This is a genomic window from Roseovarius pacificus (genome assembly GCF_900142665.1).
GTDB classification, from domain to species: domain Bacteria; phylum Pseudomonadota; class Alphaproteobacteria; order Rhodobacterales; family Rhodobacteraceae; genus Roseovarius; species Roseovarius pacificus.
The window spans coordinates 71383-96347 of record NZ_FRBR01000003.1 but is presented as its reverse complement, the minus strand read 5'-3'; the positions used below and the strand labels follow the sequence as shown (position 1 = coordinate 96347).

Sequence of the window (24965 nt, the reverse complement as noted above, 5' to 3'; positions counted from 1 at the left end):
ATGTTGCCTCGCCCGGACTCAAGGCGCGCCCTGCGCGCCGCCGGGCATCGCCCGACCGCCCCCCGGGCGGGCGATCCTGCATCGGCAGCCCACCGAACTACCGTTGGATGCGACCTCACCATAAATCGCCATCGAAAGACCGGCGCTCGCCCACCCGCGGTCGGGCGATGCCCGGCGCACAAAGCCGTCCTCGGACTCACACCCGCCATTCACCACACCTCCCACGATTGTCCACTTGCAGTCCTGGCGTGGGCCGCTGGCGCTCCATCCTCAATAAAATGGAGAAACGCTGTCGAAAATGGGAGCTCTATATATCGCGGTTCATATCCGGGAGATCGTTTCAGCCCCGAACAGACAGCGCCCCCGAACCGCTCAGACCCCGACGTAACGCTCCACGATGCCGTGATCCGCGCGCAGGGCGTCGGCCTCCATCACCTCGCCGTTGCGCCCGGTTTCGATAAAGGCCACCCGGTCGGCCACGGACAGCACCGCATCGACGCGCTGTTCCACCAGCAACACGGCCACGCCCGCATCGCGCATCTGCACGATCACCTGACGGATCGCCTCGATCATCGAGGGCTGCAAGCCCTCGGTCGGCTCGTCCAGCAACAGCACCTTGGGCCGCAGGCACAGGGCGCGGGCGGTGGCCAGCATCTGTTGTTCTCCCCCCGACAGGGTCTGCGCGGGCTGCGCCATGCGCTCGCGCAGGCGCGGGAACAGGTCCAGCACCTCCTCCAGCGTGTCCCGCCCCGAGCCGCGCGCGCGCAGCCCGATCTCAAGGTTCTGCGCCACGCTCAGCCCGGCAAACAGCCGCCGCCCCTGCGGCACGTATCCGATCCCGGCCTTCGGCACCTCATGGGCGGGCAGGCGGCCGATGTCCTGCCCGTCCAGCATCACGCGCCCCGCCATCAGCGGCAACAGCCCCATGATCGCCTTCATGCAGGTGGTTTTGCCCGCACCGTTGCGGCCCAGCAAACAGACGATCTCGCCCGCCGCCACGTCCAGCGAAAAGCCCTGCAACACCCGGCCCCCGCCATAGCCCGCGTCGATTGCCTCCAGCCTCAGCATCAGCCCGCCTCCGTGCCCAGATAGGCCGCCTGCACGGCGCGGTTTTCGTGAATCTCCTGTGGCGTGCCCTCGGCCAGAACCTCACCGAAATTCAGCACCGTCACCCGGTCGGCCACGTCCCAGACGACGCGCATGTTGTGCTCGATCAGCAAAACGGTGGTCTGGCCGCGCAAGCCCCCGATCAGCCCGGTAAAGCGCGCGATTTCGCCCTCGGACAGCCCCTGTGTCGGCTCGTCGAGGATCAGCAGGCGCGGGGCCTGCGCCAGCCCCATGGCGATTTCCAGCAGGCGCTGGTGCCCGTAGCTGAGGTTGCCCGCCTCCTCCCCGGCGCGCTCTTCCAGCCCGACCTGCGCCAGCGCCTCGTGCACGGCACTGTCGACATGACCGCCCGCCAGCCGCCGCCGCGCCGCCAGCGCCACGTTCTCGCGCACGCTCAGCCGCGCGAAAACCGAGGTGATCTGGAACGTATAGGCCATGCCCAGCCCGATCCGTTTATGCGCGGGCAGGGCGGTGATGTCGCGCCCGTCAAAAGCCACCGTGCCCGAGGATGGCGCGATCCGCCCGCAGATCATGCCGACCAGCGTCGTCTTGCCCGCACCGTTGGGGCCGATCAATGCGCGCACCTCGCCCACCGTCAGGTCGAGGTCCACGTCCGAGACCGCGACCAGCCCGTCGAAATGCTTCGACAGCGCGCGCGTGGACAACAGCGCGCTCATGGCAGCCCCCTCCAGACCCGGCGGCGCACCTCGCCCGCCAGCCCCTGCGGCGCGAACAGCGTCAGAGCCACCAGAACCACGCCCGCGATCAGCATATAGGCCGTGGTCACGCCCGAACTCAGGTCGATCAGGTAGAACATGAACAGCGTGCCGATGAACGGGCCCAGCACCGTGCCCGCCCCGCCCAGCAACACCCATAACAGCGGGAAGATCGAATATTGCACACTGGCAAAACTCGCCCCCGCATAGCCGAAGAGCAGCCCATAGGCCGCCCCGGCAGCGGCCGAGATCGTCCCCGACACCACCATCGCGCCCAGCTTGTGCACATAGGTGTCATAGCCCAGCATCTGCACCCGGTCCTCGTTTTCGCGGATCGCCACCAGAACCCGGCCAAAGGGCGCGCGCACCATCCACAGGCTCAGGCTCAGGCTGATCGCGAACAGCCCGAAGGCCGCGAAATAGCGGTTCACCGGATCGCTCAGGTTGATCCCCCACAACATGCGCTGCGCGGTCTGGATCACGAACCCCTCGTCGCCGCGCGTGTACTCCCCGAAATAGAGGATCGTCAGGTATCCCGCCTGCGCGAACATCAGCGTCACGATCATGAAGGCCACGCCGGTCGTGCGCAGCGCCAACAGCGCCAGCGCGCCGGATATCAGCGCGCCCGCCACCACCCCGGCCAGAAACGCCGGGGCAGGGGACAGCCCGCCATACTGGATGCCAAGCCCCATGGCGTACATGCCCGCGGCAAAGAACAGGGCATGCCCGAGGCTCAACAGGCCGGTATAGCCGAACAGGATGTTATAGCCGATGGCATAGCTGGCCAGCACCATGATCCGCGCCAGATTGCCGTGATGATAGGCGGGCAGGACAAACTGCGCCGCGAACAGCACCGCCAGCAGCCCGCCATGCAGGGCAAGGATGCGCGCCGTCTGCCGGGTCATGGCGCGCGTGTCCCGAACAATCCGTTGGGCCGGAACACCAGCACCAGCCCGACCAGAAGCGTCGCGAGGATCTTCGCCAGCGTGGGCGAGAAGAACACCGAGATGATCCCGTCGCTCAGCCCGATCAGAATGGCGGCGACCACCGTGCCGGGCAGCGATCCCAGCCCGCCGATGATCACGACGATGAACGACAACAACAGCGGATCGGCCCCCATCAGGTAATGCGCCTGCTGGATCGGCACGATCAGCACCGCAGCCAGCGCCGCCAGCCCCGCGCCGATGCCGAAGACCAGCGCATAGACCTTTTCCACCGGGATGCCGAAGGCCAGCGCCATGTCGCGATCCGCCTGCGTGGCGCGCATCAGCAACCCGATGCGCGTGCGCGCCATCATCGCCCAGACCCCGCCCAGCACCGCCGCCGCCGCGCCGATCACCGCCAGCTTGTAGGTGGTGGTGGACAGCCCCCAGGGGTAATACATCTCCCATCCCGTTTCGGTGCGCCCGATCCAGGGCAGGGCAAGGCGCTGGTTGAACGGGGCCTCGACGGGCCGGGCATCGGGGCCATAGGTCATCAGGGTCAGTTGTTGCAGGATATAGAGCAGCCCGATGGTGGCGACGATGGTGCGCTCGGGGTCATACTCCAGCCGCTTGAGGATCGTCATGTCGGCAGCGGCGGCAATCGTCCCCACCACCAGCGGCGCGATCACCAGGGCGGCGGCAAAGCCCATCGCGGGAGGCCCGCCGATACTGTTGGCCACCCACCACGCGATCACCGCGCCCAGCATGAAGAATTCCCCATGCGCGATGTTCACCACCCGCATGACGCCAAAGACCAGCGACAGCCCGACAGCGGTCAGCGCCAGCACGGCGGCGGTGACCGCCCCTTCGAGGCTGGCCAGCAGGATATAAGGGCCCAGTTCCATATCGCGCCTAGGGATGCCCCGGTACGCGCGTCAGGGCAAGGGCAAAGGCAGGTTGCGGACAGTTTGGCGCGGATCGTGCTGGAAAATCGCGCGGTTGGGCGGGGGCAGAGCGGGCCTTGAGGTTCCCGATGCCAGAGCCGTGCGAAAACTGCGGTCATCGCCTTCGCGCGGAGTCAAGGCCGCAGGCCGCCGCGCGATCGCCGACCCGCCCCCACGGGGCGGCGATTGGCCCACCTCATGCACAACATTGATGTTTTCCAGATTTGGCAAAGATAAAATGCGCTGAACAGAGGTTGTGTCGCCACCCCGCGGGTCGGCGATCACGCGTCTTGTTGCAAAGTCAGCCACGAGCCAACAAACAGATCCCCGATATCCCACGACACACCGCACCCTTACAGCGTGCCGCATACCCCGCCCCGGTCGGGAGGTCAGCCGCCTTGCCGCAACATGCGGAACGCCGCCGAGGCGCCCCAGCCCGCCGCAATCGCGATGGCCAGCGACAGCAGGCCATAAGCCAGCGGCTGCTGGCGCGACAGGGTGTACAGCCAGCGCTCCAGCCCCACCTTGCGCACGTCGATCACGGTTTCGAACTGCGATATCACATTGCCGCCACGCGTCAGGAAGATGCGCGTCTGGTATTCGCCCTCGGTCAGGTTCGCGGGCAGGCCGATCTCGGTGCGGAACAGGGTCTGCTCGTCCAGCACGACCTCGCCTTCCAGCATCTGATAGGCGCCGTTGTTCCGGCGGATACGGATCAGCGCCTCGGTGAAGGCCTGCGCATCCGCCACGTTGCCCGGCGCCCCGACCGAACGGATCGCGCGCCCGATGCTCACCTTGTGACGCAGGTCCTCGACATTCGACAGAACCTGCTCCATCGGCCCCGTCGTGGCCACCGCGTAGAAACTGGGGGCCGAGTCGATCCCCACCGCATCGGTATTGGCCCAGATGCCCAGAACCCGCTCCTTGCGGCGCACCACCAGCGGCTTGGACGGCCCGGCGATGGCGACGACCACATCGAGCGGCTCTTCGGGAATGGGGGCCTCGCGCTTGATCGCCCCGAACACCAGAATTTCCGACCCCTCGAAGGTGGCGGTGATCCGCACCCGGTCGCTCGACAGGCCCAGCACGATATCCTCGGCACGCAGGGGCAGGGCGACAAGGCACAGCAAAAGGGCCAGCCGCAGCATCTCAAAGCCCCCCGGCGGCGGTGATGGAATAGAGCTCGGACGGTTCGATCAGCAGATCCAGCGCCAGCTTGGAACACACGGTCAGAACCATCAGCGCCAGCAGGACGCGCAATTGCTCGGCCTTCATGCGCATCCCGATCTGGGTGCCGAACTGCGCCCCGATCACGCCCCCCACCAGCAGCATCACCGCCAGCGCGATATCGACGGTGAAATTCGTCGTGGCATGCAGCAGCGTGGTAAAGGCGGTGACGAAAATGATCTGGAACAGCGAGGTGCCGACAACCACCTTGGTGGGCATGCCCAGCAGGTAGATCATCGCGGGCACCATGATGAAACCGCCGCCCACACCCATGATCGCGGCCAGAACCCCCACCGCCAGCCCCACCAGAAGCGGGGGGATCACGCTGATATAGAGGCCGCTGGTGCGAAACCGCATCTTCATCGGCAGGCCATGCACCCAGTTGTGTTTCTTGCGCCTGGAGATGGGGCCGCCCTTGCGGGCACGGCGGATGGCGCGCAGGCTCTCGATCAGCATCATCGCGCCGATCACACCAAGGAACACGACATAGCACAGCGTCACCAGCAGATCGACCTGGCCCAGCGATTTCAGATAGTTGAACACGAAAACGCCTGCACCCGCACCGGCCAGCCCGCCGATCAGCAGAACCGTTCCCATGCGCAGATCGACTGTTTTCTTGCGCAAATGCGCCAGCAGCCCCGAGAACGAGGAGGCGACGATCTGCGCCGCGCCGGTCGCCACGGCCACCGCCGGGGACACGCCGATGAAGAACAGCAAGGGCGTCATCAGGAACCCGCCGCCAACCCCGAACATGCCCGAAAGCACGCCCACCAGCCCCCCGAGCCCCAGCAGGAGGAAGGCATTGACCGAAACCTCGGCTATGGGCAGGTAGATTTGCATGGCTGTTCCTAGCCGCAGTTCCCGCCCGTTTGCAAGCCGCCTGCCGGGCCCGGCAGGCTCAGGCCTGATCAATTCTTGTTATCTGGACTTATCTTTCGTGATCTCCGCAGGTTCAGCCCTGCCGGAGCAACGCCTTGCGCAGGATCAGGGCATCCGCCGCCGACCCGTTGGCGCGCGGATAATACCCCTCGCGCCGTGCGGCCTGTTCATAGCCCGTCACCGCATAGAGCCCACGGGCGGCGGTGTTGTCCTCGGCCACCTCCAGAAAGACGGTACCGGCCCCGCGCGCCACGGCTTCGGCCTCGAACAGCGCCAGCGTGCCGCGCCCCACGCCCTGACGGCGGGCCTCGGGAGCGGTGGCAATGGTCAGCAGCTCGGCCTCGCCCGCGATCACCCGGCCAAGCGCAAAACCCCGCGCATCGCCCACCGCAAACACAAGCGGGCTGTCCAGCAACCCGGCGAATTCCCCGGCGCTCCACGCCCGCCCCTGCCCGGCAAAGGCCCGGCCATGCAGACCGGCCAGCGCCTCAGGCGTCATCCAGGATCACCGGCGGCGCATCGCGCGACGGGGCGGCATCGGCGGGTTTGACATAGAGCGGCGCAGGGGCCTCACCGGGGCCGCCCTCCCGTTTCGCCGCCACCCGAGCAATCGCCTCGGCCAGTTCCACAGGCGCGGGGCGTTCCGCCACCGGCAGGCCGAATGCGGCGATCTCCTCGGGCGGGGCCAGCCGGGGGGCCTCCCCCGCGGCCTGCACATAAGACATGCCGCGCGGGCCGGGGATGACGGGCAGATGCGGCTCGGGATGCAGCCGCGCAATCGCCTCGAACCCGGACACGCCCAGTGCCGGGATTTCCAGCGCCAGCGCCAGACCGCGCGCCGCCGAAACCGAAATGCGGATGCCGGTGAAATTGCCGGGGCCGGTGCCCACGCCGATCCGGTCCAGATCGGCCCATGCCGCGCCGCCCTCGGCCAGCACCTCCTGCAACAGCGGCATCAGCCGTTCGGCCTGTCCGCGCCCCATATCCTCGGCGCGGGCAGCCAGAATCCGGTCACCGCACAGCAAAGCGGCCGCGCAATGCGCGGCCGATGTATCGAATCCCAGAACCAGAGGCGCGTCACAGGCCAACGGGGCGCACCTCGGTCACCTCGGGGATGTAGTGGCGCAACAGGTTCTCGATCCCCATCTTCAGCGTGATGGTGGACGAGGGGCAGCCCGCGCAGGCGCCCTGCATGTGCAGGTAAACCACGCCCTTGTCGAAGCCGTGAAAGGTGATGTCGCCGCCATCCTGCGCCACGGCGGGGCGCACGCGGGTGTCCAGAAGTTCCTTGATCTGGCCGACGATCTCGGCATCCTCGCCGTCATGCTCGGCATGGCCCGAGGCCGCATCGGCCTCGCCCGTCATGATCGGCGCGCCGGATTGGTAATGCTCCATGATCGCGCCCAGAATGGCGGGCTTCATGTGATCCCACTCGGTGCTGTCGTCCTTGGTGACGGTGACGAAGTCATTGCCGAAGAACACGCCGGTCACGCCCGGCACGCCGAAAATCCGCTGCGCGAGCGGCGATTTTCCGGCTCCCTCGGCACTGGGGAAATCTGCGGTCCCGGCTTCGAGCACGGTCTGGCCGGGCAGGAATTTCAGCGTCGCGGGGTTCGGCGTGGATTCGGTCTGGATGAACATGGGCGGCCTTTCTCATCTGTCCCTTCGGATATGCGCGCCGCAACCCTGCCTGTCAAGGTTTGGAATGATTCTAAACTTTGGCGAGCGGGGCTGTAAGGGCAGGGGGTTCGACTGTCCCGCCTGCTGACCGTCTAGGTTTTTTTGGGGGGATAAATGTTGTTTACCACATCACTCGCAACCAGGTCCCATTTGAGCAGATCGTCCCGATATGGTCCGATTTTTCGCGCCAGGCATTGAACGCCACCATTCAGGTTGCGTCTGTATAGCTTGAGCATCGAACCGTCATTCGTACATGAAAAGGCTCTCATTGGGCGGCCTTCGGCCTTGGAAACGATCTCAAATCCTGTGTACTCATTGAAAAGCGACAAAAAGGCCTGGTGAGGGAAACGCCAAAAATCCCAAGGCATTTCATGTTCTGGCCAAGCGGGGTGCGTTTGGGTCAATACATACCCGCCCGGCTTCAAAACACGGTTTATTTCAAGCGCTGCCTTCCATGGGAATACAAGGTGCTCAAAAACAGAGGTCGAATAGACGATATCGAAATGATCGTTTGGAACCAGATTTGACAATTCGTGAACATCACCGACAATATCCACGTTCTCACCTTCGAGAACGTCGAAACCTGTATACTCCCTGGCATTGGGAAACTTGTTTCGGTCGATGTTTCCCGAAACATTTCTGGACCCGATTTCAAGAACATTCGGGGCATCGAGCTGGCGAAGATATTCAGTTGCTTCAGCGTCGTGCTTTGACAATGGATCGTCCTTGACGGACTTCTGAAACATTCTCATGTATTGGTTCACCAGGCGAAAACGAAGTTGCAAATTGCGCATGTGGATTTCCAAGTGAGTGATTAATGTTTCCTTAGTGCCCTTCGCAGTTTTTGTCTTGCGGAGCAACCTTGAAACCGAAGTCGCCGGGTTCACGGAATCTGTCTGAACCCGTTCAGGTGAACGATGCGTGTCGCAAACTTGACCGCAGGTTCAGGGCCCCCAATCGCCGAGTCAATCGGCCCGTATGACAACGCGCCGTGATCTGCGGCCCCCGCCTTTCTCCCGTGATCACCGTCATCCGTCGGCCTCGCCCGATGTCTCGTGCTCCACCTCTTCCAGCCGGTGCAGGTCTGCCGCCGGGATCAGCGCCACCTGTTCGCGCCCGTGGCGGGTGATCATCACGCGGTCGCCGGTCGCCATGACGTGATCCAGATAGGCGCCCCAGTTTTCGCGCAGTTTGCGGCTGTTGACCTGTATGAACATCGGCGCTCCTTTGGCATGACCCGGTCAGCCTGCCCGCAGCGGGTTAACAGCAGGGAAACCGGGCGCGCGCCGCGCGGCGATGCGTCCATCATGGATGCAAATTTTCGCACACCCCCCGATTTTCGTACAAAACCCGCGTACACGTCGTACAAAACGTACGAAACGCGGCAGGGCGGATCAGGTGATGGCTTCCAGCCGTTCCTTGCTCAGGTCGCCGGGCACGATGGTGATCGGAATCGGCAGGCTCCCCGAACTGCGCGAAAGCTGTGTCACCAGCGGCCCCGGCCCCTTCTTCCCGGTCCCCGCGCCCAGCACCAGCACGCCGATTGCCGGGTCGTCCTGCACCTGCGCGATGATCTCGGACACGGCCTCGCCCTCGCGAATGACCAGTTCGGGATCAACACCTTGCTTGTCGCGCATCCATTTCGCGAACACCTCGAAATGCGCCTCGATCCGCTCCCGCGCCTCTTCGCGCATGATGTCGCCCACGCCGATCCAGTGATTGAACTCCTCGGGCGGGATCACCGCCAGAATCTCGACCCCCGCCTGCGTATGCGCCGCCCGCATCGCCGCAAAGCGCATCGCATTCAGACATTCGCGGCTATCGTCCAACACCACCAGAAACTTGCGCATGTCACATTCTCCTCAGATCGGCATCATGGCCGGGAAAGACGGTCAGGGCAATGATTGAAGTCAAGTGATTGAAAGTAAATGGATTTTATTAATCGAAAGTGCCCGCCACCCGGCCCAGAAGCATGAAGGCGCGGGCGGTGCGGGTGTCGGACAGTTCCGAGATTTCCGCATCGCTGGCGGTCTCCGCGAACTGCGCGAACATCCGGTCGAACAATCGCAGAAAGTGATGCGCCGCATCCCGAAAGATCGGGTCCCGCTTCATCCGCGCCGCCGACAAGGCCAGCGAAGACCGGTCCCGCACCCCGCCAAGCGCAGCGATCGCCCGCCCGCGTTCCCCCGCGGCAAAGCGGCGCCACAGTTCCGGGCGGGCCATGTCGGGGCGCAGGTCGTCCATGTAGATGCCGTCATGCGACAGCAGCGTCAGAACGTCCTGCGCCGCCTGAATCAGCTGCGCGCTGTTGCGGTCCTTCAGCGCCTTGCGCAGCGCGGCAAACCCTTCCCGGTCATCAGCAGTTTCGGGGAAATTCATGGCCCGCACGAAATCCGACCGTTCCAGCGGCGGGTTCAGATCCTCGACCGGGGTGCCAAGCGGCAAGACCACCTGATCGTCGCTGTCATCGGCCTGCACCGGCTCGACCCGCACCGGCAGTTGCGGCGGGATGGCGTCGCGCGTCGAGGTGAACATCGCCAGCGCGGTTTCCGCTTTTCTCTGGGCCGCCGCGATTTCATCCAGCTTGCGCGTGACCGAGGGCTCATCGGCGCCGGATCGGCTCTGGGCCTGTGCGACATATGTCTGGCGCATCGCATCGATGGCGGTTTGCAGGCGCTGGCTTTCTTCGCGCATCACGCGTGAAGAACGTGCCGCCGTCGCCGCCACCCAGATCATGCCGACGGGCAGGAACACCGCCAGCATGACCATGATGAACCGCAGCGCGCCGCCGGCATCCGCGCCGCTGCTGGTCGGGTCCAGAACCACAAAGAACACTGCCGCGCCCAAAAGCCACAAGGCGGACAGGATCAGGGCGGTCAATTCGATCACGGTGATCCGCTCGTTGCCGGGGCGGTCATAAATCCCCAGGGGTGTCGGGGGCGAATCCTTGCGCTCGGGCATGTGTGCTGACCTGTCAGATATAGTCGACCTTTAGCACTTCGTAGGACCGTTCGCCACCGGGAGTACGCACCTCGACGCTGTCGCCCTCTTCCTTGCCGATCAGGGCGCGGGCGATAGGCGATTTTATGTTCAGCAGGCCGTTTTCGATATCGGCCTCATACTCGCCGACGATCTGGTAGGTCTTCTCTTCGTCGGTATCCTCGTCAACCAGCGTGACGGTCGCGCCGAACTTGATCGGGCCGCTCATTTTGGCCGGGTCGATGACATCGGCCAGGCTGATCACGCCTTCCAGTTCCTTGATGCGCCCCTCGATGAACGACTGTTTTTCCTTGGCCGAATGATACTCGGCGTTCTCGGACAAATCCCCGTGTTCGCGGGCCTCGGAAATGGCGCGGATGATGGCCGGGCGTTCCTCGGATTTGAGGTGTTTCAGCTCTGCCTCAAGCGCCGCGTGGCCCTTGCGGGTCATCGGAATCTTTTCCATTACGTCTGTCCACTGTTATTGCGGGGCCGGTTGCGCGCCGCCCCGTCAGGAATTCCTCAGGTTCGCGCCAGATTGCCCCGAGCAGGGCCGATATTGCAATAGGGGATGCTGCGATGCCGCGCAATCCGGCCACGGAAAGTGGAAATTTGCCGTTTTAGCCCCGGTTTAACGTCGTGTTTCAATTGACCTTCACGGCGCGGGCAGGCTAACCACATCCGCAACTTTGTTACGCAATAGCCACGCCCTGAGAAAGGATGCTCAACATGTCCGACATGACGCGCGAAGCGATGGAATACGATGTGGTGATCGTGGGGGCCGGGCCTGCGGGCCTGAGCGCGGCGATCCGCCTGAAACAGCTGGACCCCTCGCGCGAAGTGGTTGTCCTTGAAAAGGGCAGCGAGGTCGGCGCGCATATCCTGTCGGGTGCGGTGCTGGACCCCTGCGGGCTGGATGCGCTGATCCCCGACTGGAAGGAAAAAGGCGCGCCGCTGAATACGCCCGTGCGGCAGGACAATTTCTATCTGCTGGGCGAGGGCGGCAAGATTCGCGTGCCCAACTGGCCGATGCCGCCGCTGATGAACAACCACGGCAATTACATCGTGTCGATGGGCAATGTCTGCCGCTGGATGGCCGAACAGGCCGAGGCACTGGGCGTTGAAATCTTCCCCGGCATGGCCTGCTCGGAACTGGTCTATGGCGAGAACGGCGAGATCAAGGGCGTCGTGGCGGGTGAATTCGGCAAGAACCCTGATGGCACCCCCGGCCCGGCCTATGAGCCCGGCATGGAACTGCTTGGCAAATACGTGTTCCTGTCCGAAGGCGTGCGCGGCAGCCTCGCCAAGGAAGTGATCGCCAAATACGACCTGAGCGCCGGGAAGGAGCCGCAGAAATTCGGCATCGGCATGAAGGAAATCTGGGAAATCGACCCGGCCAGGCACAACGAAGGTGAAGTCTCCCACACGATGGGCTGGCCGCTTGGCAAGAATGCCGGCGGCGGGTCGTTCATCTATCACCTCGAAAACAATCAGGTCTATGTCGGTTTCGTGGTGCACCTGAACTACAAGAACCCGCATCTCTATCCCTACATGGAATTCCAGCGGTTCAAGCATCACCCGATGGTGGCCGAACTTCTGAAAGGCGGCAAGCGCGTGGCCTATGGCGCGCGGGCGATTTCCGAAGGCGGGTATCAGTCGATGCCCAAGATGGTTGCGCCGGGTGTGGCTCTGCTGGGCTGTTCGGTGGGCATGGTCAACGTGCCGCGCATCAAGGGCAACCACAACGCGATGCTTTCGGGCAAGGCGGCGGCCGAGGCCGCACATATGGCGCTCGAGGCCGGTCGGGGCAGCGACGAGTTGAACGATTACGAAACCGAAGTGCGCGATGGCGCCATCGGCAAGGACCTGAAAAAGGTGCGCAACGTGAAACCGCTGTGGTCGAAGTTTGGCCTTGGGGCGTCACTGGCGCTTGGCGGGTTCGACATGTGGACCAATACGCTTGGCTTTTCCCTGCTGGGCACCATCGGCCACGGCAAGACCGACGCCGAGGCGACCGAGCCCGCCGACAAGCACAAGGACATCGCCTATCCCAAACCCGACGGCAAGCTGAGCTTCGACCGGCTGACCAATGTCAGCTTCTCGATGACCAACCACGAGGAAAGCCAGCCCTGTCATCTGCAACTGAAGGACCCCAGTGTTCCGATTGACGTGAACCTGCCCAAGTTCGACGAACCCGCGCAGCGCTATTGCCCGGCAGGGGTTTACGAAGTGGTGCGCGAAGAGGGCAAGGAGCCCAAGTTCGTGATCAACTTCCAGAACTGCGTCCACTGCAAGACCTGCGACATCAAGGACCCCAGCCAGAATATCAACTGGGTCACGCCGCAGGGCGGCGACGGGCCGAACTATCCGAATATGTAAATGATCCGCGAAAAGCGGCGCGCGGGGCGGTCTTTGGGCCGCCCCGCATTGCTTTGGGGGGGCGGGCATACTAGGTTTGCGGCGACACACCAGCAGAGGCAGGCCCCGTGACATCCAAACCCCTTTCCGCCCTTTTCCTTGCCGCACTCGTTCAGGTTCTGCCGCTGCCTGCCGTAGCGGACGAGGCCGTCGGATCATACCTGGCGGCACGGCAGGCGCGCTATGATTACGATTTCGCCGCCGCCGCACGCTATTTCACCCAGGCCCTGACCGAAGATCCTTCCAATCCGGCGATCCTTGAAAATGCCGTGGTGGCCAATATGGCGCTTGGTCAGTTCGATCGCGCCATCCCGATCGCCCACAAGATGGAAGCGGACGATCTGAGAAGCCAGATTTCGCATATGGTCCTGATCGCCGAATCCGCCGCGCAGGAAGATTACGATGCCCTGCTGACCCGGATCGAAGATGCGCGCGGGATGGGCCCGCTGGCCGATGGTCTGATCGCTGCGTGGTCCTATCTGGGCAAGGGGGACATGCGCACCGCGCTCGAGACGTTCGACGAGGTGGCCGATCAGCGTGGTTTGCGCAGTTTTGCCCTCTATCACAAGGCGCTAGCCCTGGCCTCGGTCGGGGATTTCGAAGGTGCCGAAGCCATTTTTTCCGATGGGGATGAAGGCCCGTTGCAGCAGACCCGCCGAGGGATTCTGGCCTGGGCCGAAGTGTTGAGCCAGCTCGAGCGCAACGACGACGCCATTGCCCGGATCGACGAGGCGTTCGGCGGCGATCTCGACCCGGAGGTTGCGCAATTGCGGGATCGTCTGGCGGCTGGCGAACAGGTGCCCTTCGCCCGGATCGGCAGCGCAAAGGATGGTTTGGCCGAGGTTTTCTATTCGCTTGGGCGGGCGCTGATTTCCGAGACGGGCGGAGAATACACGCTGCTCTATTCGCGCGCGGCAGAGTATCTGAGCCCAGGCTTCGTGGACGCGATCATCATGTCCGCGGAATTGCTCGAAAGTCTGGATCGTCTGGAATTGGCGGCGGAGACTTATCGCCGCGTTCCGCGCGACGATCCGTCCTTCCACGCCGCCGAAATGGGACGTGCGGAAACCCTGCGTCGCGCCGACAAGACGGATGCGGCCATCGAGGTTCTGGTCCAGCTTTCGCAAATCCATGGCGACCTGCCTGCGGTTCATGTCGCTCTGGCCGATCTTTACCGGCAACTGGAACGGTTTGCCGAGGCGGTTGCCGCGTATGACCGGGCGCTCGATCTCTATGCGGAACGCGAAACCGAGCAATGGTTCGTGCATTACGCCCGTGCGATCAGCCACGAACGTCTGGACAACTGGCCCGAGGCCGAGGCGGATTTCCGCAAGGCGCTCGAACTCAATCCCGGACAACCGCAGGTCCTGAACTACCTCGGATATTCACTGGTCGAAAAACAGATCAAGCTGGACGAGGCACTGTCGCTGATCGAACAGGCCGTCGCCTCGCAACCCAACAGCGGCTATATCGTGGATAGTCTGGGCTGGGTTCTCTACCGCCTTGGTCGTTATGACGAGGCCATCGGCCATATGGAACGCGCCGCCGAACTGATGCCGGTGGACCCTGTGGTCAATGATCATCTGGGTGATGTCCTGTGGGCCGTCGGGCGTCAAACCGAGGCCGAATTTCAATGGAAACGCGCCTTGTCCTTCGTGAACAAGGAAAACCCCTCGCCGGATATCGAGCCGGGCCGCATTCGCCGCAAGATAGAGGTCGGTTTGGACCGCGTTCTTGCCGAAGAGGGGGCGCCGCCTTTGAAAGTGGCCGATGACAACGATTGAGGTTTTTGCGCCCGCCAAGGTGAACCTGACGCTGCACGTGACCGGGCAGCGCGCCGATGGCTATCACGCGCTCGACTCATTGGTCGTTTTCGCGGGGATTGGCGATATTGTAGGGGTTTCGCGCGCTGAAGAGCCCAGTTTGACAGTCGGCGGTCCGATGGCGGCTGGGGTGCCCACGGATCGGGGCAATCTGGTGATGAAGGCCGCGCGGCTGATGGACGTGGCGGCGGATATCCATCTGGAAAAACACCTGCCTGCCGCTGCCGGGCTTGGTGGCGGATCAAGCGATGCGGCGGCGACCGTTTCGGCGCTTGCCCGTTTGACCGGGCAACCGCTGCCCGACGCCGGCGATCTGTTGTGTCTTGGGGCTGACGTGCCGGTTTGCTTGCAGCAATCCACGGCACGGATGCGCGGGGTCGGGGAAGATGTGACGCCTCTGCCCGGCCTGCCCGAGTTGCACGCCGTTCTGGTCAATCCGGGCCTGCCGGTGATGACGCAACAGGTGTTTGCAGGCTTGGCGGATCGGACGAACCCGCCGATGCCAGATCCGCTGCCGGAATTCACATCAACCGCCGCTTTGATTGAATGGCTGGCCGGGATGCGCAATGACCTTGAGGCTCCGGCAATTGCCGCGCAACCGGTTATAAACCAGGTGTTCGATACGCTGAAGGTCACGCCCGGTTGCCTGCTGACCCGGATGTCGGGCTCTGGCGGAACCTGCTTCGGGCTCTACGGGGATGCCGAAACGGCCTCTTCCGCCGCAGGGCGCCTGCAAGAGGCCTATCCGTCCTGGTGGGTGGTCGCGACGGTGCTGAACGCCGCTAACTGACCCGCGCCACCACGTAATCGGCAAGCTCGATCAACATCTGGCGTACCGGATGTTCAGGCAGCGCCTGCATGGCCGCTTTGGCCTTGGCACTCCATCCAAGAGCATCCTGCCGCGTCGCCTCAAGCGCGCCGTGCCGGTTCAGCAAGTCGAGCGCATGTTCCAGATCGCTGTCGCGCTGATCGCCCTTTTCAATGGTGCGCTTCCAGAATGCGCGCTCGTCCTCATCGGCTGCGGCAATGGCCTTGATCACCGGCAGGGTCAGCTTGCGCTCGCGGAAATCGTCGCCCACGTTCTTGCCGGTTGCGCTGCTGTCCCCCTGATAATCCAGCAGGTCATCGACGATCTGGAACGCGATCCCGAGGGCATCGCCATAGTCGAACAGGGCTTTGACCTGCTCTTCGGGGGCTTGTGCGATCACGCCGCCCACTTCGGTGGCGGCGGAAAACAGGGCCGCCGTCTTGCCGCGGACCACTTGCAGGTATACGTTTTCGTCGGTTTTCAGGTCGCGCGCCGCGCTCAGTTGCAGAACCTCGCCCTCGGCGATCACGGCGGCGGCGTTCGACAGAATGTCCAGCACCCGCAGGTTTCCGGGCTCGACCATCAACTGAAAGGCACGGGCGAACAGGTAATCCCCGACCAGAACGCTGGATTTGTTGTCCCACAACAGGTTTGCGGTGGGCCGCCCCCGGCGTTGTTGGCTTTCGTCCACCACGTCGTCATGCAACAGCGTGGCGGTGTGGATGAATTCGACGGTGGCGGCCAGATGAACGTGAAACGCGCCGCCATAGCCGCACAGATCGGCACTGGCCAGCGTCAGCATGGGCCGCAGGCGTTTGCCTCCGGCCTCGACCAGATGGGCGGTGACCTCGGGGATGCGCGGAGCATGGCGCGACGCCATGCGCTGCCGGATCAGGGCGTTCACCGACTCCAGATCATTTGCAAGATGCTGGGCCAGTTGTTCGTGCGGCTTCGTTGCGGCGCGGTCCAGTCCCATCCCATCACACTCCCGTCACACTGGTCGACAAACCGTCGCCGGTGCCCTTATGTCATCCCCATGAAACAGTTGCTTGGCACGAACGATCCGACAATCATTGCCTTTGCCCGCGCCCTGCTTCAGGGCGAGGGTATAGACTGCTTTGAAATGGACGTAAATATGAGCATCCTCGAAGGCTCGATCGGGATTTTTCCGCGCCGCCTGATGGTGGCCGATGCGGATTTCGAGCGCGCGTCGACAGTTCTCACCGACAATGGAATCGACCTGAATGAGTGAGGCGGGAACCTGGCCCGAGGCGGAACTGACCCGTGATGCCTTTCTTGGCGGGCAGTTGCAGGTCTGGCAGCCGCGCCAGGGGTATCGCGCCGGTGTCGATCCCGTGTTGCTGGCGGCCAGCGTTCCGGCGCGTGCGGGCGACACGGTGCTGGAACTGGGCTGCGGGGCCGGGGTGGCATCGCTATGTCTGGGCCGCCGGATCGACGGTCTGCACCTGACGGGGCTGGAATTGCAGCCCGCCTATGCCGATCTGGCGCGGCGCAACGCGGCCGGGAACCGGATCAAACTACAGGTTATGACAGGCGATCTGACACAAATGCCGGACGATTTGCGGCAAAAGCAGTTCACCCATGTCATCGCCAACCCGCCTTATTTCGACAGGAATGCCAGCACGGCGGCCAATGACGCCGGACGGGAGCGGGCCCTGGGCGAGGTTACCCCGCTGGCCGACTGGGTTCGCGCCGCCGCGCGCCGCGCCGCGCCGAAGGGGTACGTCACCTTTATCCAGCGGCCCGACCGCTTGCCCGACCTGCTGCACGAGGCGCAGCGCCATCTTGGCAGCATTGAGGTATTGCCTCTGTTACCCCGCCGGGGCAGGCTGGCACAGTTGATTTTGCTGCGCGGGCGAAAGGGCGGGCGCGCGGCGTTTCGCATGCACGATGGATGGGTTCTGCACGAAGGCAGCAGACATGACCGGGATTGCGAAAACTATACCAAGGCCACAGGCGCAATCCTGCGCCATGGTGCGGCATTACCTTTTCCGGTCTGATTTACCTCAAATACCGTATGCAAAAATCAGCCTATGTTGCGTGTGCAGCGTGACAGAATTGTAAAAGTATGCTGCACTGGACACGTTCACATTATTCAGAGAGGAGACTGCCCATGAGCTTGACGTCGCATGTCGAGGAATTGAAGAAGAAACATCAGGCCCTCTCGGAACAGGTTGAAGAGGCGCAGCGCGCGCCGGGGTCAAACAATCTGCATATCTCCGAACTGAAAAAGCAGAAACTGCGGCTCAAGGAAGAAATCGAAAAGCTGAGCGAGCAGGCTTAACATATTGCGTGCGAAACACTCGCCGCATTGATCGAATCATGAGGACGATCATGGATCACAGCCATGACCGTCCGGGTCCACAGCCGTGATCTAAACTCACGATATGCGGCTGTGTTCCTACACTGCTACGGCACACCTTGCCGACAATCGGTGCAAGGGGTCCGCAAAAATCAAAGGGCCGGTCGTCAGGACCGGCCCTTTTCATATCGTGCCACCCGAAACAGGGATCAGACGAAGAACTGCCCACCGTTGGCCGAGATGGTCGAACCGTTGATAAAGCCCGCGTCATCCGAGCTCAGGAACGTCACGCAGCGCGCAATTTCCTCGGGTTCGCCCAAGCGACCGGCGGGAATCATGCCGATGATCGATTCGCGTACCTTTTCCGGCACCGCCATCACCATTTCCGTGGCGATATAGCCGGGGCAGACGGCGTTTGCCGTGATGCCCTTGGCCGCGCCCTCCTGTGCCAGCGACTTGACGATGCCCAGATCGCCGGCCTTGGTGGCGGCATAATTGACCTGAGCGAACTGGCCCTTCTGACCGTTGATCGAACTGATCACCACGATCCGGCCAAAGCCGCGTTCGCGCATACCGGGCCAGATCGGGTGAATGGTGTTGAACACGCCGGTCAGGTTGGTGTCGATCACCTCTTGCCACTGTTCGGGGCTCATCTTGTGGAAGGGGGCGTCGCGGGTGATGCCTGCGTTGGCGACGACGATGTCGATCGGGCCCAGGTCCTCTTCGACCCTGGCGATGCCGGCCTTGGATTCCTCGTAGCTGCCGACATTCCATTTATAGGTCTTGATGCCGGTTTCTTCGGTGAACTTGGCGGCGGCCCCATCATTGCCGGCATAGGTTGCGGCCACGTTGTGACCTTCGGCTTTGAGCGCCTTCGAAATGGCCGCGCCGATACCGCGCGAGCCGCCAGTGACGAGTGCTGTTCGAGCCATGTTATCCTCCAATCTGGCTAAGTATGTGTTGGTAACTCTGTTACTATTCATCGACGCGGTGCGCAATATTGTTGCGCGAAGATTTTGCCGCAGCGCAGCTATTTTTCAGAGTACACCGCATCCGTCGACAAAAAGAAAGGCGCCATCGGGCGCCTTTCAATGATGTTTTCTCGGGCTCGCATGGCTCAGTCGCGCTCAAGGCACATGGCCACGCCCATGCCGCCGCCGATGCACAGCGTGGCAAGGCCCTTCTTGGCGTCGCGACGCTTCATTTCGAACAGCAGCGTGTTCAGGATGCGCGCGCCGCTGGCGCCGATCGGGTGGCCGATGGCGATCGCGCCGCCGTTCACGTTCACGATCTCGGGGTTCCAGCCCATGTCCTTGTTGACGGCGCAGGCCTGCGCGGCAAAGGCTTCGTTGGCTTCCACCAGGTCCAGATCCTCGGGCTTCCAGCCCGCCTTTTCCAGGGCCTTGCGGCTGGCACTGATCGGGCCGACACCCATGATCGACGGGTCCAGCCCGGCGGTGGCGTAGCTGGCGATGCGGGCGAGCGGCTCGATCCCGCGCTTGGCGGCGTCATCGGCGCTCATCAGCAGGGCACCGGCGGCGCCGTCATTGATGCCGCTGGCGTTGGCTGCGGTCACAGTACCGTCCTTGGTGAAGGCCGGGCGCAGCTTCTGCATGTTTTCGATGGTGGCGCCGTGGCGGATATATTCATCCTTGTCGGCCACGATGTCGCCCTTGCGGGTCTTGATGGTAAAGGGAATCACCTCATCGTCGAACTTGCCGGCCTTCTGCGCGGCTTCGGCCTTGTTCTGGCTGGCCAGCGCGAATTCGTCCTGCATTTCACGGCTGATCTGCCACTGCTCGGCCACGTTCTCGGCGGTCTGGCCCATGTGATAGCCGTTGAACGCGTCCCACAGGCCATCGCGAATCATCGTGTCGATATATTTGACATCGCCCATCTTGTGGCCCGCGCGCAGATGTGCGGCATGGGGGCTGAGGGTCATGTTTTCCTGCCCGCCCGCACAAACGATGGCGGCATCGCCCAACTGGATGTGCTGCGCGGCCAGTGCGACCGAACGCAGGCCCGATCCGCAAACCTGGTTGATGCTCCAGGCGGCGCTTTCGATGGGCAGCCCGGCATTCACATGCGCCTGACGGGCCGGGTTCTGGCCCTGCGCGGCGGTCAGCACCTGACCGAGAATCGTTTCCGAGACTTCCGCCTTGTCGATACCCGCACGTTCGACAAGCGCCTCCAGCACCGCGGCCCCCAGATCGTGGGCGGGTGTATTGGCGAACGAGCCGCCGAAAGAACCGACAGCGGTACGCGCCGCGGATGCGATAACTACATTGGTCATGTGTGTCCTCCACCAAATGACGTCGTGGCCGAGGCGATGCCGCACAATGCTGTCGTGCAGGCTCGTTTCCCCCGCCGGTCATGATCGTTCTACCGCACTTGCCGCGCTGCGGCAACGGACCGTGTGTCACAGATCATGCGGTGGCCTTGCCCAGCCCGGCATCCACCCAGGGCAACCTCACGGATGGTGCGCCAAAGAAGTACCCCTGAAGACAGTCGATTCCGGCGCTTGTCAGATACGCCGCGTCCTCGGGGCGTTCCACGTTTTCCGCCACGGTCAGCATGTCGAACTGCTCGGCGATCGAGGCCAGCGCCGCCGTCAGAATCTGGTTGTCGGGGTTCTCGGCGATGCCCCGAATGAACTGCCCGTCGATTTTGAGGATATCGAAATAGAAATCGCGTAAATAGCGGAACGATGTGAAACCCGCACCGAAATGATCCAGCGCAAAGCTGATTCCCTCCTGTTGCAACTCGTTCATGAAGCCGGTCACGACTTCGGGAATCAACATGGCCGAGCTTTCGGTGATCTCCAGTATCAGCCGTTCGCCGATGGTCGGATCGCGTTGCAGCCATCCCGCAAGCGTATCGTTCCAGCGCCTGTATCCGGCCGAACGTGCCGACATATTGAGCGCAAGGCGCAGATCTGGGTATTCCGCCAGCGTCCTCAGCCCTTGTTCCAGCGCCAGGCAATCAATGATTCGTCCGGTTTCGGTGGTTTCGATGACATGGATGAACTCGTTGGCGGGGATGATCCGCCCGGTTTCGTCCAGCACGCGGATCAGTCCCTCGTAAAAGGCGGGCCGTGATTGACGGCCCGCGGGCACGATGGCCTGAAAGGCCAGCATCACCTGTTCATGTTCGACCGCCTGTTGCACCATCGCGATCACGGAACGATCCCGTGACGTGATGGCATAGGCCAGCGGGCTGTCCTGCCCTGCCGGGATGTCGGCCGGTTCGCGTTCGTGGCCCATTTGCACCTCCTGATCATCGAGTTCACAGGCTGTGCCGCAGCCGCTAAAGAACTGTTAAGCTGTCGATCTGAGACAAATTGAACGGGTCATGCCGTTTGGGAGGGTTTGCACGATGGAAAGATGCGGTTGGGTCGGGGATGATGACCTGTACAGGGCGTATCACGATACCGAATGGGGCGTGCCCGAATATGACAGCCGCGCGCTGTGGGAAAAGCTGATTCTCGACGGGTTTCAGGCCGGGCTGAGCTGGATCACCATCCTGCGCAAGCGCGATGCGTTTCGTGAGGCATTTCAAGGGTTTGATCCCGATGTCATCGCCACATGGGGCGAGCCGGAGGTGCAGCGCCTGCTGGCGAATCCGGGGATCGTGCGGCACCGTGGAAAGATCGAGGCGACCATCGGAAATGCCCGTGTCTGGCAACAGATCGAGGCGGAACAGGGCTTTGATCGGTACCTGTGGGATTACGTCGGTGGTACGCCGGTTCAGAACCAATGGACCCGGCTGGACGAGGTTCCGGCATACACGGAAATTTCCACGGCAATTTCAAAGGATTTGCGCAAAAGAGGGTTCAAATTTTGCGGGCCGACCATCGTCTATGCCTTCATGCAGGCGGTGGGGATGGTGAACGATCATCTGACGACCTGCCCCTGCCGCGAACAGGTGGCGCAGCTGACCCGCTGATCCGGCCAGAACCGGCATCGGTATGACGTCGGTAAAACGTCGGTATCGTGTCGGTGCATTGCAAAAGCGCCGGAATGTTTTGGAATCGGCGCACATATCCTATATGGAGGCCCATCTGACGACAGGACCGCGCAAACCCATGACCGATAGCACCGCCCCGATCACCCAGGACGTGATGACCATCCCCCGCAAACTGCCCGAGGGGCCGACCAACCTTGTCGGCCTGACCCGTGACAAGTTGCGCGAGGTTCTGATCGCGCACGGCACGCCGGAAAAGCAGGCTAGGATGCGGGTGAATCAGATCTGGCAGTGGGTCTATCAGTGGGGCGTGCGCGACTTTGCCGACATGACCAACCTGTCCAAGGCCTATCGCGCCGAACTGGCCGAGAATTTCGTTATCGAAATCCCGGAAATGGTCAGCAAGCAGGTCAGCGCCGATGGCACGCGCAAATACCTTGTGCGGATCGCCGGGGGGCATGAGGTCGAGGTGGTCTATATCCCCGAAACCGACCGGGGCACCTTGTGCATTTCCAGCCAGGTGGGTTGCACCCTGACCTGTTCCTTCTGTCACACCGGCACGCAGAAACTGGTGCGCAACCTGACCGCCGGGGAAATCGTCGGGCAGGTGATGATGGCGCGCGACGATCTGGGCGAATGGCCCGAACCGGGGCAGGGGACGGGCGAGAACGGCCCCCGGTTGCTGTCGAACATCGTGCTGATGGGCATGGGTGAGCCGCTTTATAACTTCGACAACGTGCGCGACGCGATGAAGATCGCCATGGATGGCGAGGGGATCAGCCTCAGCCGCCGCCGCATCACGCTCTCCACCTCCGGCGTCGTGCCCGAAATCGCCAAAACCGCCGAGGAAATCGGCTGCATGCTGGCGGTCAGCTTTCACGCCACCACAGACGAGGTGCGCGACAAGCTGGTGCCGATCAACAGGAAATGGAACATTGCCACGCTGCTGGAGGCCCTGCGCGACTATCCCAAGGCCAGCAACTCGGAGCGGATCACCTTTGAATATGTGATGCTCAAGGACGTGAACGACAGCGACGAAGACGCGCGCCGCCTCGTGCAGCTGATCAAGGGCATCCCGGCCAAAATCAACCTGATCCCGTTCAACGAATGGCCCGGCGCCCCGCATCAGCGCAGCGATTGGGACCGGATCGAGAAATTCGCCGATATCGTCTACAAGGCGGGCTATGCCAGCCCCATTCGCACCCCGCGCGGCGAAGACATCATGGCCGCCTGCGGCCAGTTGAAATCGGCCACCGAACGGGCACGCAAATCGCGCAGGCAGATCGAGGCCGAAGCCGGGATGGGCTGAGCCTAACGCCGGGTCGGCCTTGCGCAATCGGGATGGGAATGGTCAAGTGACCCCATGATCCGGTTTGCCCCGCTTCCCCAGCCGATGACCGCCACGGGCGCGCCGCGCCGCGTGGGCGTCGAGATCGAACTGGGCGGGCTGGACGAGGCGCATGTCGCGCGCCTGTGCGCCGACACGCTGGGCGGGCACGCCGTGCAGGAAGACAGCCATATCTGGACGGTGCACGACACCTGTATCGGTACGCTGGAAATCTATCTGGATATCTTTCTGCGCAAGGTGACCAAGACCAAACTGCGCGACCTTGCGCTGGATATCGGGCGCGAGGTCGTCCCGGTGGAAATCGTGACCCAGCCGCTGGATATGGACGGGCTGGTGCGGCTGGACGGTCTGAATGCGGTATTGCGCAAGGCGGGCGCGCTGGGCAGCAGGGCGGGATGGGCGTTCGGCTTTGGCGTTCACCTGAATGTCCAGATCGCATCGGATAGTGATGCCGATATCCTGCGCCCGCTGCTGGCCTATGCCCTGATCGAGGACTGGTTGCGCGCGGCCCACCCGATCGACGATTCGCGCAGGTTGCTGCCGTTCACCGATCCCTATCCGACAGAGTTCGTGCGTGCCCTGATCGGTCTTGGCCCGGACGGCACCGCGCACGCAGCGATGGTCCTGTACCTGCATCACACCCCCACGCGGAACCGGGGATTGGATATGCTGCCGATTTTCGCCCATTTCTGGCCCGAGCGGATCGCACAGGCGATTTCCGACAAGACCTCCGCCCGCCCCACATTTCATTTCCGCCTGCCGGATTGCCTGATCGACGATCCCGACTGGTCCATCGCGCAGGAATGGCAGCGTTGGGTGCTGGTCGAGCGGGTGGCCGCCGATGCGGCGCTTCTCGAACGCCTGTCGCGGGAATGGCTGGACGATCACGGATTGCTGACCCTGATACGCAGCGGTTGGGCCGAGCGTTGCGGCACGATCCTGCGCGCGGCGGGGTTGGATTTTACCGGGCTGCCGGGATGACACGACCGCTGATCGGGGTGACCACCTCGCGCCGGTCTGGCTGGCGCATCTTTCCGCTGATCGCGCTGAACGTCTGGATGGCGGGCGGGCGATCCGTGCGCTGGGTGGATGGGGCGGATGCCGATCTGTCCACGGTGGACGGCGTGATCATCGGTGGTGGCGACGATATCTCGCCCGATCTCTATGGCGGTCATCTGGTGCGCTCGGCACGGCTGGATTCCGGGCGCGATGCGCTGGAGCGGCGCGTGGTGCACGATGCGTTCGATCTCAACAAGCCGATGCTGGGGATTTGCCGGGGCAGCCAGATGCTGAACGTGGCGCTTGGCGGGACGTTGCATCAGGACGCGTATGGCGTCTATCGGGACAGCAGGTATTTGCGCACCATCCTGCCCCGAAAAACCGTGCATATCGCGCCGCAAACGCGGCTGGCCCATCTGGCGGGGACGGAGCCGATGAAGATCAACGCGCTGCACAGTCAGGCGGTGGATGGGCTGGGCCGTGGCCTGCGCGTGGCGGCCCGCGACGAAGGCGGCATGATCCAGGCCATCGAACGGCTGCGCGATCCCTTTGCCATCGGCGTGCAGTGGCACCCCGAGCATCTGTTTTATGCCCGCCGCCAGCAGGGCCTGTTCCGGGCGCTCGTATCCGCGGCCCGTGCCCGCCAGCAAAATCAGGCACAGCTCGAGCGGGTCGACCGGGACGAGGGATAAGCGCGGGCCGGTCCGAATCCGCCTGCGCGGGCCCCGAGAGTCACCGTTTTCACACGTCACGATTGAGGGGCACGATGCCTCGTTCAGCCCTGCATCGTCACAGCCGCTATGAAACCGCTTGCCTGCCACATTTCGG

At 63.2% G+C, this 24965-nt stretch carries 28 protein-coding genes; 10 read left to right on the top strand and 18 right to left on the bottom strand.

All coding sequences use genetic code 11. The features are described 5' to 3' along the window. Positions 1–372 precede the first annotated feature (372 nt). From BUB53_RS07830 to greA, 14 genes are all read right to left on the bottom strand, one after another. A complete protein-coding gene (locus BUB53_RS07830) occupies positions 373–1068 on the bottom strand; it encodes an ABC transporter ATP-binding protein (RefSeq protein WP_073034161.1) in 696 nt (231 codons plus the stop codon). After that, positions 1068–1784: an ABC transporter ATP-binding protein gene (locus BUB53_RS07825; protein WP_073034160.1), complete on the bottom strand. Its 717-nt coding sequence runs from the start codon at positions 1782–1784 to the stop codon at positions 1068–1070. The genes BUB53_RS07830 and BUB53_RS07825 overlap by 1 nt, the downstream gene beginning before the upstream one ends. After that, complete coding sequence (locus BUB53_RS07820; RefSeq protein ID WP_073034159.1) at positions 1781–2728, bottom strand: branched-chain amino acid ABC transporter permease; 948 nt, start codon at positions 2726–2728, stop codon at positions 1781–1783. Before BUB53_RS07820 ends, BUB53_RS07825 begins: the two co-directional genes overlap by 4 nt. Beyond that, positions 2725–3651, bottom strand: a complete 927-nt coding sequence (locus BUB53_RS07815; protein ID WP_073034158.1) for a branched-chain amino acid ABC transporter permease — start codon at positions 3649–3651, stop codon at positions 2725–2727. Before BUB53_RS07815 ends, BUB53_RS07820 begins: the two co-directional genes overlap by 4 nt. Before the next feature lie 428 nt (positions 3652–4079). Then, entirely contained in the window at positions 4080–4838 is a 759-nt protein-coding gene (locus BUB53_RS07805; RefSeq protein ID WP_073034156.1) for a TIGR02186 family protein, read from the bottom strand. Position 4839: 1 nt separating this feature from the next. Further along, positions 4840–5757: a sulfite exporter TauE/SafE family protein gene (locus BUB53_RS07800; protein WP_073034155.1), complete on the bottom strand. Its 918-nt coding sequence runs from the start codon at positions 5755–5757 to the stop codon at positions 4840–4842. A 112-nt stretch (positions 5758–5869) separates the two neighbouring features. Continuing rightward, a complete protein-coding gene (locus tag BUB53_RS07795) occupies positions 5870–6295 on the bottom strand; it encodes a GNAT family N-acetyltransferase (protein WP_073034154.1) in 426 nt (141 codons plus the stop codon). Beyond that, positions 6285–6884 carry a tRNA (adenosine(37)-N6)-threonylcarbamoyltransferase complex dimerization subunit type 1 TsaB gene (tsaB, locus tag BUB53_RS07790; RefSeq protein WP_188744982.1) on the bottom strand — a complete coding sequence of 200 codons (600 nt, stop codon included), beginning with the start codon at positions 6882–6884 and terminating at the stop codon, positions 6285–6287. The genes BUB53_RS07795 and tsaB overlap by 11 nt, the downstream gene beginning before the upstream one ends. Next, the gene (locus tag BUB53_RS07785; RefSeq protein WP_073034153.1) at positions 6874–7437 is read right to left on the bottom strand and encodes a NifU family protein; all 564 of its coding nucleotides are present in this window, start codon (positions 7435–7437) and stop codon (positions 6874–6876) included. The genes tsaB and BUB53_RS07785 overlap by 11 nt, the downstream gene beginning before the upstream one ends. A gap of 131 nt (positions 7438–7568) precedes the next feature. Further along, a complete protein-coding gene (locus BUB53_RS07780) occupies positions 7569–8270 on the bottom strand; it encodes a class I SAM-dependent methyltransferase (protein WP_073034152.1) in 702 nt (233 codons plus the stop codon). A 234-nt stretch (positions 8271–8504) separates the two neighbouring features. Beyond that, complete coding sequence (locus tag BUB53_RS07775) at positions 8505–8693, bottom strand: type II toxin-antitoxin system Phd/YefM family antitoxin (protein WP_073034151.1); 189 nt, start codon at positions 8691–8693, stop codon at positions 8505–8507. A 177-nt stretch (positions 8694–8870) separates the two neighbouring features. Continuing rightward, positions 8871–9326: a universal stress protein gene (locus BUB53_RS07770; protein ID WP_073034150.1), complete on the bottom strand. Its 456-nt coding sequence runs from the start codon at positions 9324–9326 to the stop codon at positions 8871–8873. A gap of 88 nt (positions 9327–9414) precedes the next feature. Next, on the bottom strand, positions 9415–10437 hold the full coding sequence (locus BUB53_RS07765) for a 6TM ABC transporter family protein (RefSeq protein ID WP_084728999.1): 1023 nt from the start codon (positions 10435–10437) through the stop codon (positions 9415–9417). 13 nt (positions 10438–10450) lie between these two features. After that, positions 10451–10921: a transcription elongation factor GreA gene (greA, locus tag BUB53_RS07760; RefSeq protein ID WP_073034148.1), complete on the bottom strand. Its 471-nt coding sequence runs from the start codon at positions 10919–10921 to the stop codon at positions 10451–10453. Positions 10922–11184: 263 nt separating this feature from the next. On the opposite strand from greA, the gene BUB53_RS07755 reads away from it, so the two are divergent. From BUB53_RS07755 to BUB53_RS07745, 3 genes are all read left to right on the top strand, one after another. Next, positions 11185–12834, top strand: a complete 1650-nt coding sequence (locus BUB53_RS07755; protein WP_073034344.1) for an electron transfer flavoprotein-ubiquinone oxidoreductase — start codon at positions 11185–11187, stop codon at positions 12832–12834. Between the two features lie 107 nt (positions 12835–12941). After that, complete coding sequence (locus tag BUB53_RS07750) at positions 12942–14657, top strand: tetratricopeptide repeat protein (protein WP_073034147.1); 1716 nt, start codon at positions 12942–12944, stop codon at positions 14655–14657. After that, on the top strand, positions 14644–15486 hold the full coding sequence (locus tag BUB53_RS07745; RefSeq protein ID WP_073034146.1) for a 4-(cytidine 5'-diphospho)-2-C-methyl-D-erythritol kinase: 843 nt from the start codon (positions 14644–14646) through the stop codon (positions 15484–15486). Before BUB53_RS07750 ends, BUB53_RS07745 begins: the two co-directional genes overlap by 14 nt. On the opposite strand, the gene BUB53_RS07740 is transcribed toward BUB53_RS07745, so the two are convergent. Then, a complete protein-coding gene (locus BUB53_RS07740) occupies positions 15479–16480 on the bottom strand; it encodes a polyprenyl synthetase family protein (protein WP_073034145.1) in 1002 nt (333 codons plus the stop codon). The two genes, BUB53_RS07745 and BUB53_RS07740, sit on opposite strands and share 8 nt — an antisense overlap. 60 nt (positions 16481–16540) lie before the next feature. Here BUB53_RS07740 and BUB53_RS07735 point away from each other — a divergent pair, with 60 nt between their 5' ends. The 3 genes from BUB53_RS07735 to BUB53_RS07725 all read left to right on the top strand — a co-directional run bounded on the left by BUB53_RS07735 (position 16541) and on the right by BUB53_RS07725 (position 17809). After that, entirely contained in the window at positions 16541–16756 is a 216-nt protein-coding gene (locus BUB53_RS07735) for a putative signal transducing protein (RefSeq protein WP_073034144.1), read from the top strand. Next, entirely contained in the window at positions 16749–17525 is a 777-nt protein-coding gene (locus BUB53_RS07730; protein ID WP_073034143.1) for a tRNA1(Val) (adenine(37)-N6)-methyltransferase, read from the top strand. Before BUB53_RS07735 ends, BUB53_RS07730 begins: the two co-directional genes overlap by 8 nt. Positions 17526–17638: 113 nt before the next feature. After that, a complete protein-coding gene (locus BUB53_RS07725) occupies positions 17639–17809 on the top strand; it encodes a YdcH family protein (protein ID WP_073034142.1) in 171 nt (56 codons plus the stop codon). Between the two features lie 227 nt (positions 17810–18036). On the opposite strand, the gene phbB is transcribed toward BUB53_RS07725, so the two are convergent. From phbB to BUB53_RS07710, 3 genes are all read right to left on the bottom strand, one after another. Continuing rightward, positions 18037–18759 carry an acetoacetyl-CoA reductase gene (gene phbB / locus BUB53_RS07720; protein ID WP_073034141.1) on the bottom strand — a complete coding sequence of 241 codons (723 nt, stop codon included), beginning with the start codon at positions 18757–18759 and terminating at the stop codon, positions 18037–18039. 185 nt (positions 18760–18944) lie between these two features. Beyond that, entirely contained in the window at positions 18945–20120 is a 1176-nt protein-coding gene (locus BUB53_RS07715) for an acetyl-CoA C-acetyltransferase (RefSeq protein WP_073034140.1), read from the bottom strand. Positions 20121–20253: 133 nt separating this feature from the next. Further along, on the bottom strand, positions 20254–21090 hold the full coding sequence (locus tag BUB53_RS07710; protein ID WP_073034139.1) for an EAL domain-containing protein: 837 nt from the start codon (positions 21088–21090) through the stop codon (positions 20254–20256). 112 nt (positions 21091–21202) lie between these two features. On the opposite strand from BUB53_RS07710, the gene BUB53_RS07705 reads away from it, so the two are divergent. From BUB53_RS07705 to BUB53_RS07690, 4 genes are all read left to right on the top strand, one after another. Further along, positions 21203–21772 (top strand): DNA-3-methyladenine glycosylase I, encoded by a 570-nt coding sequence (locus BUB53_RS07705; protein ID WP_073034138.1) that lies wholly within the window; start codon positions 21203–21205, stop codon positions 21770–21772. A gap of 139 nt (positions 21773–21911) precedes the next feature. Continuing rightward, entirely contained in the window at positions 21912–23099 is a 1188-nt protein-coding gene (gene rlmN, locus BUB53_RS07700) for a dual-specificity RNA methyltransferase RlmN (RefSeq protein WP_073034343.1), read from the top strand. 54 nt (positions 23100–23153) lie between these two features. After that, complete coding sequence (locus BUB53_RS07695; RefSeq protein ID WP_073034137.1) at positions 23154–24119, top strand: amidoligase family protein; 966 nt, start codon at positions 23154–23156, stop codon at positions 24117–24119. Beyond that, positions 24116–24829, top strand: coding sequence for a gamma-glutamyl-gamma-aminobutyrate hydrolase family protein (locus tag BUB53_RS07690; RefSeq protein WP_073034136.1), 714 nt, complete (start codon positions 24116–24118; stop codon positions 24827–24829). The genes BUB53_RS07695 and BUB53_RS07690 overlap by 4 nt, the downstream gene beginning before the upstream one ends. The last annotated feature ends 136 nt before the right edge of the window (positions 24830–24965 follow it).

Bases quoted from the DNA above. Each gene is read 5' to 3' on its own strand.
- BUB53_RS07830 (WP_073034161.1), bottom strand. From the start codon at position 1,068: ATGCTGAGGCTGGAGGCAATCGACGCGGGCTATGGCGGGGGCCGGGTG.
- BUB53_RS07730 (WP_073034143.1), top strand. From the start codon at position 16,749: ATGAGTGAGGCGGGAACCTGGCCCGAGGCGGAACTGACCCGTGATGCC.
- BUB53_RS07735 (WP_073034144.1), top strand. From the start codon at position 16,541: ATGAAACAGTTGCTTGGCACGAACGATCCGACAATCATTGCCTTTGCC.
- BUB53_RS07780 (WP_073034152.1), bottom strand. From the start codon at position 8,270: ATGCGCAATTTGCAACTTCGTTTTCGCCTGGTGAACCAATACATGAGA.
- BUB53_RS07745 (WP_073034146.1), top strand. From the start codon at position 14,644: ATGACAACGATTGAGGTTTTTGCGCCCGCCAAGGTGAACCTGACGCTG.
- BUB53_RS07775 (WP_073034151.1), bottom strand. From the start codon at position 8,693: ATGTTCATACAGGTCAACAGCCGCAAACTGCGCGAAAACTGGGGCGCC.
- BUB53_RS07770 (WP_073034150.1), bottom strand. From the start codon at position 9,326: ATGCGCAAGTTTCTGGTGGTGTTGGACGATAGCCGCGAATGTCTGAAT.
- BUB53_RS07805 (WP_073034156.1), bottom strand. From the start codon at position 4,838: ATGCTGCGGCTGGCCCTTTTGCTGTGCCTTGTCGCCCTGCCCCTGCGT.
- BUB53_RS07715 (WP_073034140.1), bottom strand. From the start codon at position 20,120: ATGACCAATGTAGTTATCGCATCCGCGGCGCGTACCGCTGTCGGTTCT.
- phbB (WP_073034141.1), bottom strand. From the start codon at position 18,759: ATGGCTCGAACAGCACTCGTCACTGGCGGCTCGCGCGGTATCGGCGCG.
- BUB53_RS07755 (WP_073034344.1), top strand. From the start codon at position 11,185: ATGTCCGACATGACGCGCGAAGCGATGGAATACGATGTGGTGATCGTG.
- rlmN (WP_073034343.1), top strand. From the start codon at position 21,912: ATGACCGATAGCACCGCCCCGATCACCCAGGACGTGATGACCATCCCC.
- BUB53_RS07725 (WP_073034142.1), top strand. From the start codon at position 17,639: ATGAGCTTGACGTCGCATGTCGAGGAATTGAAGAAGAAACATCAGGCC.
- BUB53_RS07815 (WP_073034158.1), bottom strand. From the start codon at position 3,651: ATGGAACTGGGCCCTTATATCCTGCTGGCCAGCCTCGAAGGGGCGGTC.
- BUB53_RS07695 (WP_073034137.1), top strand. From the start codon at position 23,154: ATGATCCGGTTTGCCCCGCTTCCCCAGCCGATGACCGCCACGGGCGCG.
- BUB53_RS07825 (WP_073034160.1), bottom strand. From the start codon at position 1,784: ATGAGCGCGCTGTTGTCCACGCGCGCGCTGTCGAAGCATTTCGACGGG.
- greA (WP_073034148.1), bottom strand. From the start codon at position 10,921: ATGGAAAAGATTCCGATGACCCGCAAGGGCCACGCGGCGCTTGAGGCA.
- BUB53_RS07705 (WP_073034138.1), top strand. From the start codon at position 21,203: ATGGAAAGATGCGGTTGGGTCGGGGATGATGACCTGTACAGGGCGTAT.
- BUB53_RS07800 (WP_073034155.1), bottom strand. From the start codon at position 5,757: ATGCAAATCTACCTGCCCATAGCCGAGGTTTCGGTCAATGCCTTCCTC.
- BUB53_RS07820 (WP_073034159.1), bottom strand. From the start codon at position 2,728: ATGACCCGGCAGACGGCGCGCATCCTTGCCCTGCATGGCGGGCTGCTG.
- BUB53_RS07690 (WP_073034136.1), top strand. From the start codon at position 24,116: ATGACACGACCGCTGATCGGGGTGACCACCTCGCGCCGGTCTGGCTGG.
- BUB53_RS07795 (WP_073034154.1), bottom strand. From the start codon at position 6,295: ATGACGCCTGAGGCGCTGGCCGGTCTGCATGGCCGGGCCTTTGCCGGG.
- BUB53_RS07710 (WP_073034139.1), bottom strand. From the start codon at position 21,090: ATGGGCCACGAACGCGAACCGGCCGACATCCCGGCAGGGCAGGACAGC.
- BUB53_RS07765 (WP_084728999.1), bottom strand. From the start codon at position 10,437: ATGCCCGAGCGCAAGGATTCGCCCCCGACACCCCTGGGGATTTATGAC.
- BUB53_RS07740 (WP_073034145.1), bottom strand. From the start codon at position 16,480: ATGGGACTGGACCGCGCCGCAACGAAGCCGCACGAACAACTGGCCCAG.
- BUB53_RS07785 (WP_073034153.1), bottom strand. From the start codon at position 7,437: ATGTTCATCCAGACCGAATCCACGCCGAACCCCGCGACGCTGAAATTC.